This window comes from Actinomycetota bacterium (genome assembly GCA_040905475.1).
In the GTDB taxonomy this organism is placed as follows: domain Bacteria; phylum Actinomycetota; class AC-67; order AC-67; family AC-67; genus DATFGK01.
The window spans coordinates 1-4,912 of record JBBDRM010000093.1; the positions used below are offsets into that span (position 1 = coordinate 1).

Sequence of the window (4,912 nt, forward strand, 5' to 3'; positions counted from 1 at the left end):
CCCGGGCGGCGTCCACGCCGTCGTCGGTCAGCAAACGCCAGGCGCGAGCATTCACGCGTCGAACCCCCAGGTGACCGAGCAGCACGTGTCGAAGAAGCGCGGCTCGAGGCCGCGCGCCTCGGCGTAGGCCACCGTGCCTTCGGCCGGATACGCCATCCCATTGAAGCCGTGGTCGATCGCGGCCCGGTCGAGCGAGACCTTCATCCCCCCGAGCGGACGGGCGCACCCCAGGTGGAGGCGCGTCTCCGGCATCACATCGCGGGCGTGGGCCATGAACGGCACGACCTCGTCGAGGGGAGGCGGCGGGAGGTCGGCCATCGGCGTGCCGACGAGCGGCGTCAGCACCACCAACACCAGCGTCCACACCGGGTAGCGCGCGATCATGCGCAGCGCGGCCTCCTCACCCAAAAAGCGTCCGTAATGGAGGCCGATCACGATGTGAGGGATCACCCGAATGCCGGTGGCGGCGACGCCGGCCAGCGAGCGCTCCACGTCGTCGACCGTCAGGTCGAGGTGATAGACGTCGCGGAGCGTGTCGTCGGCTCCGATGATGTCCATCATCGCGGCGTCGATCCCCGCCTCCGCCAGGGCCCCGGCCACCTCGGCCGTGGGGTAGCCGACGTGGCAGATGACCCGCATGCCGAGCTCCGCCTTGATCCGCGCGATGTCGTGGGTGTGCGCCAGCAGCGGCACCCCGCCGCCGCGCATCGAGCCGCCGCTGACGAGCAGGCTCGTCGTCCCCCTCTTGCGCAATCGCGAGGCGAGCTCGTAGAGGTTCTCGTCCGCCTTGACGGAGATCATCCCCTCGAGCACCTTCGCCTGGCAGTGGTCGCACTGGAGCGCGCACGCGCTCCCCGTGACGCTGATCGGGAGCATCGTCCGCGCGTTGGCCGGCGTGAACTCGCTCGTCTGGTACCGCTTGAGGCCCGGCGCGAAGAAGTCGAAGGAATCGCCGAACGTCCGGCGGCGGATCTCCCACCCGGCCGTCGCCGGCGGCAGGATCTCGGTGTCCGGCGTCACTCGGCGAGCACCCCCTTCAGCCGATAGTCCTCGACCTCGGCCTCGAACCACGGCAGGATCGCGTCGCCCGAGACCATCCCGGACAGCTCGTCGTCGAAGCGCTCGCCCGGTGCGAGGACGATGAGCCAGCCTTCACCGAGCGGATCGGCGTTGACGAGCCGGGGGTTGTCGAGCACTGCGTCGTTGACCTGGAGGACCGTGCCGGACACGGGAGACCGGAGCGCACCGACGAACTTCTGCGCCTCGATGCTGCCGAGCTCGTCGCCGCGTGCCACGACCGTGCCGGGCGACAGGATCGTGAGCTGGGCGAGATCCCCGGCCATCTCCTGGGCGAGCGCGTCCATCCCGACGCGCACACGGTCGCCTTCGACGCGCACCCACACGTGGTCCAGCCGGTCGTAAGCGCGATCGAGGGCGACCGGGAAACCGCCGACGCTCGAGACCTCACTCATGTGTCGCCTCCCTTTGCTCACGACCAAGCCGTGTTCGCGCGAACGATGGCGTCCACGAGTTCGGCTCCGCGCACCGACGAGCCCAGCGCGCCGCGCACGGCTGCGTCGAGCGAGCCGCGGTCGAGCGGGAGCCCCTCGAGCGCCCGAACGAGCTCGTCGCGCATCCCCGGCGCCGGCACCCAACCGCCGCCGAGGAGCACCCGATCGATGCGGCCGTCCACGAGCGACACCACCGCGTCGTCGACCAGGACGACGCCGACGCCGCTTCGGATCTTGACGGATGGCCTGCGCGTCATGCGATCCGCCCGTACCCAACGAGGGTCGACGAACAGCCGGTCGAGGCGCTCGCGCTCGCGCAGCTCGTCCGCCGACGGCACGTCGCGACGCGGTGGACCGAACACGGCCGCGTAGGCCTCGATGAGCGCTTCGGTGGCTTCGTCCACGGACCTCGGGCCGCCGGTGATGAGCGGCAACGGCACGAGGAAGCGGCGCATGAGCCGCTCGACCTCGCCCCGCGCCTCGGCCGAGGGGAGCCGAAGCACGGCGGCCATCGCTTGGTGGTCGAAGTCGAATATGACGTTGCCGACGAACACGAGGGCGTCGCCTATCTCTGCGGCGCCGGTACCGCACACCTTGAGGCCGTTAGCGCATACGTCGTTTCCCGGGCCGAGCACGGCGTCCACTCCCAGACGGCGGAACGCCTCGACCGCGGGGCCGAGGAACCGAGCCCAGGCATGGTCGCGGCGCTTGGGCGCATCCCGGGCGGGCACGACGACCTGGAAGAAGAGCTGGCTCGGATCGCACAGCACCGGCCCGCCTCCGGCCCGCCGGCGATAGATCGCGTAGCCGCGGCGGCCGCACGCCTCCTCGTCGACGGTCTCGATGGGGACGTGGTAGCCGATGGATACGTAGGCTTCGGCGGGGCGGAGGATCGACAGCACGGGGGCGTCGCCGGGGCTCATCGCTTCCGCGATCGCATGCCAGACGGTCTGCGAATGCAAACCCGACACGATCCCCGAGTCGATGAGACGGAACCCCGGCTCCATCCGCTCCGACCTTGGACTCAGGACATCGCCTCGTCGAGCAGCTCCGCGATGTCGCGAACGATCAGCTTGCCGTCGTTCCCGGTCGACTTGACGGCATCCTCGAAGCGCGACACCTCGTACGGGCAGCAGATCGCGAGGATGTCCGCGCCGGTCTCGACCGCCTCGCGAACGCGGCGCTCCGAAAGGCGCTCGGAGGTGAAGTCGGCGGTGAAGGAGTCGAGCCACATCGCGCCGCCGCCGCCCCCGCAGCAGTAGCCGTTCGCGCGACAGCGCTGCATCTCCATGAACTCGACGCCCGGGATCGCCTCGATGAGCGCGCGCGGCGCGTCGTACTCGCCGTTGTGGCGCCCGAGGTAGCACGGGTCGTGGAACGTCACCTTCGCGTCGATCCGCTTCGAGAAGGTCAGCTTGGGGACCAGCTGGCCGAGGAGCTGCGTGTAGTGGAGGACCTCATAGGAATGACCGAGCTTCGGGTACTCGTTGCGCAACGCGTTGAACGCGTGCGGGTCGGAGGTCACGATTCGGCCGAACTCGTACTTCGAGAACAGAGCGACGTTGTCCTCGACGAGCATCTCGAACAGGCCCTTCTCCCCGGCCAGCCGCTGCGAGTCGCCGATCGTCTTCTCTTCCGCGCCGAGGATCGCCCAATCGACGCCGAGCCGGTTCAACACGCGCGCGTTCGCGCGCGCCGCGTCTCGCCCGCGCGGATGGAAGGCCCAGTAGTCCTCGATCAGGAACAGCACGTCCACCGGCGACGGGTCGTCCTTGAGGATCCGGACCGGCGTTGCAGCGTCCTTCATCCATTCGACGCGCTTCCGCGGGTTCTCGCCGAGCGCGTTGCCGTAGCGGGCGGTCTTCTCGAACACCGACTGCAGCTCCGCGGGGACGTTCCCTTCGCCGACCGCGACCTCGCGCACGGCCGGCATGATCTGGATCATGTCGACTTCTTTGGGGCAGACCCGCAGACAGTTCCCGCACGTCGTGCACAGCCACAGGTCGGGATCCTTGAACAGATCCACCCCCATCTGCCCCTTGCGGTGGATCTTCCGAGGCCCGTAGTCGCCGACGATGTCGACCGGGCATACCGGGATGCACTTGCCGCAGCCGTAGCACCAGTTGAGCGACTCGCCGCCGGGCAGCTCGCCGATCTTCTCGAGCGGGGTGAAGTCGTAGTCCCAGATCACCCGCTGCTCGAACATGCGGTTCCATTCGCCGGCGAGCGCGTAGCCCTCGACGACCGCCCCTTCCTTCTCGATCGGGTCCGGATGCTGCTTCTCGAGGCCCATCAGGCCGCCCCCTCCCTTGGGCCATCAGCGGGAAGGCGGTGGACGCCCAGGAGTCGCCTGGAGAGCTCGGGGAGCTCGGGGACGACCTTATTGAACTCCTGGGTCATCCGCATGCGCAGTACCGTGTACATGTAGATGCCGTAGACGCAGGCGAGGAACACGTCCATGCCGAAGGTGCCGTCTCCTATCCGGGTGAATCCAGCCGCGTCCCCGGTGCGACGAACGAAGTCGACCGCCTCGCCCACGCGGAAGTACACCTCTCCCGGCGTCGCTCCGTGAAGGTCGAACTCGTCCATCGTCACGAGTCGCAGAGAGCCGGTGTCGGTCGAGGGATCCCACATCCACCGCGCCCACGGCCAGAACCGCTCCGGGTCGGTGAAATGCAGGATCTCCGCCGCGAGGTCGGTCGCCGGGTCGAACCCGTCCAGCGCCCCGACGAAGGAGTTGAAGCGATCGAGGAGCGGCTCGGTCCCATCAACGAGCGAGCGGATGAGGCCACCCAGCCGTTCGGGATCGACCGAGGCGAAGAGCGCCTCCGTCTTGCGGCGGACGGAGAAGACGTGCGCGAAGAGCGTCCGTAGTGCCGTCTCGTCGAGCGCTCCGCGCCCAGCTCCGTGCACCACTCCGTGGAAGAGGGTCGCTTTCCGCTCGCAGAGCGCGGCGACCGCCTCGAGCTCTCCCGGCGTGATCTTCTCGAGCGCCTCGCGCATGAACTCCTGCGCGGTGGGCGTGTCGACGACCTGACCCATACCCCTCCCGTTCGTTGGCAGAGCGCTCGCTACGCCGTCGCCGGCGCCGCGGACTGCCGACGCACGCTCACGACCGCGCGCATCGCCGCGGCCCCTGCGCTCGACGCCGTGTCCTCGAGGTCGGCCGGCCCCGTCGCCGCCCCGCACACGAACACGCCCTCGACCGAGGTCGAAACGGTGTCCATCGGCGCGCCGACGGTCTCGATGAAGCCGTACTTGTTCTGCTTGACGCCGAACACCTCGGCCATCTGACGCGTGCCCTTCGAGGGCTCCATCCCGACGGAAAGGACCACGATGTCCATCGGCACCTCCATCGGCCGGCCCATCGTGGTGTCTTCCCCGCGCACGAGGAGCTTGTC

6 protein-coding genes are annotated in these 4,912 nt (G+C 69.1%); all 6 read right to left on the minus strand.

Annotated elements, in window-relative coordinates; all coding sequences use genetic code 11:
* Positions 1 to 51: 51 nt before the first annotated feature.
* Positions 52 to 1,020, minus strand: coding sequence for a radical SAM protein (locus tag WEB06_10260; GenBank protein ID MEX2556006.1), 969 nt, complete (start codon positions 1,018 to 1,020; stop codon positions 52 to 54).
* Positions 1,017 to 1,472, minus strand: a complete 456-nt coding sequence (locus WEB06_10265; GenBank protein MEX2556007.1) for a glycine cleavage system protein H — start codon at positions 1,470 to 1,472, stop codon at positions 1,017 to 1,019. The genes WEB06_10260 and WEB06_10265 overlap by 4 nt, the downstream gene beginning before the upstream one ends.
* 17 nt (positions 1,473 to 1,489) lie before the next feature.
* Positions 1,490 to 2,518 carry a hypothetical protein gene (locus WEB06_10270; protein ID MEX2556008.1) on the minus strand — a complete coding sequence of 343 codons (1,029 nt, stop codon included), beginning with the start codon at positions 2,516 to 2,518 and terminating at the stop codon, positions 1,490 to 1,492.
* Between the two features lie 17 nt (positions 2,519 to 2,535).
* Complete coding sequence (locus WEB06_10275; protein ID MEX2556009.1) at positions 2,536 to 3,804, minus strand: (Fe-S)-binding protein; 1,269 nt, start codon at positions 3,802 to 3,804, stop codon at positions 2,536 to 2,538.
* Positions 3,804 to 4,553 carry a hypothetical protein gene (locus tag WEB06_10280; GenBank protein ID MEX2556010.1) on the minus strand — a complete coding sequence of 250 codons (750 nt, stop codon included), beginning with the start codon at positions 4,551 to 4,553 and terminating at the stop codon, positions 3,804 to 3,806. Before WEB06_10280 ends, WEB06_10275 begins: the two co-directional genes overlap by 1 nt.
* Before the next feature lie 29 nt (positions 4,554 to 4,582).
* A partial coding sequence (locus tag WEB06_10285; GenBank protein ID MEX2556011.1) for a pyridine nucleotide-disulfide oxidoreductase occupies positions 4,583 to 4,912 on the minus strand: 330 nt, incomplete at its 5' end.

Excerpts from the sequence above, each read along its gene's own strand:
- WEB06_10265 (MEX2556007.1), bottom strand. The coding sequence starts at position 1,472 with ATGAGTGAGGTCTCGAGCGTCGGCGGTTTCCCGGTCGCCCTCGATCGC.
- WEB06_10270 (MEX2556008.1), bottom strand. The coding sequence starts at position 2,518 with ATGGAGCCGGGGTTCCGTCTCATCGACTCGGGGATCGTGTCGGGTTTG.
- WEB06_10275 (MEX2556009.1), bottom strand. The coding sequence starts at position 3,804 with ATGGGCCTCGAGAAGCAGCATCCGGACCCGATCGAGAAGGAAGGGGCG.
- WEB06_10280 (MEX2556010.1), bottom strand. The coding sequence starts at position 4,553 with ATGGGTCAGGTCGTCGACACGCCCACCGCGCAGGAGTTCATGCGCGAG.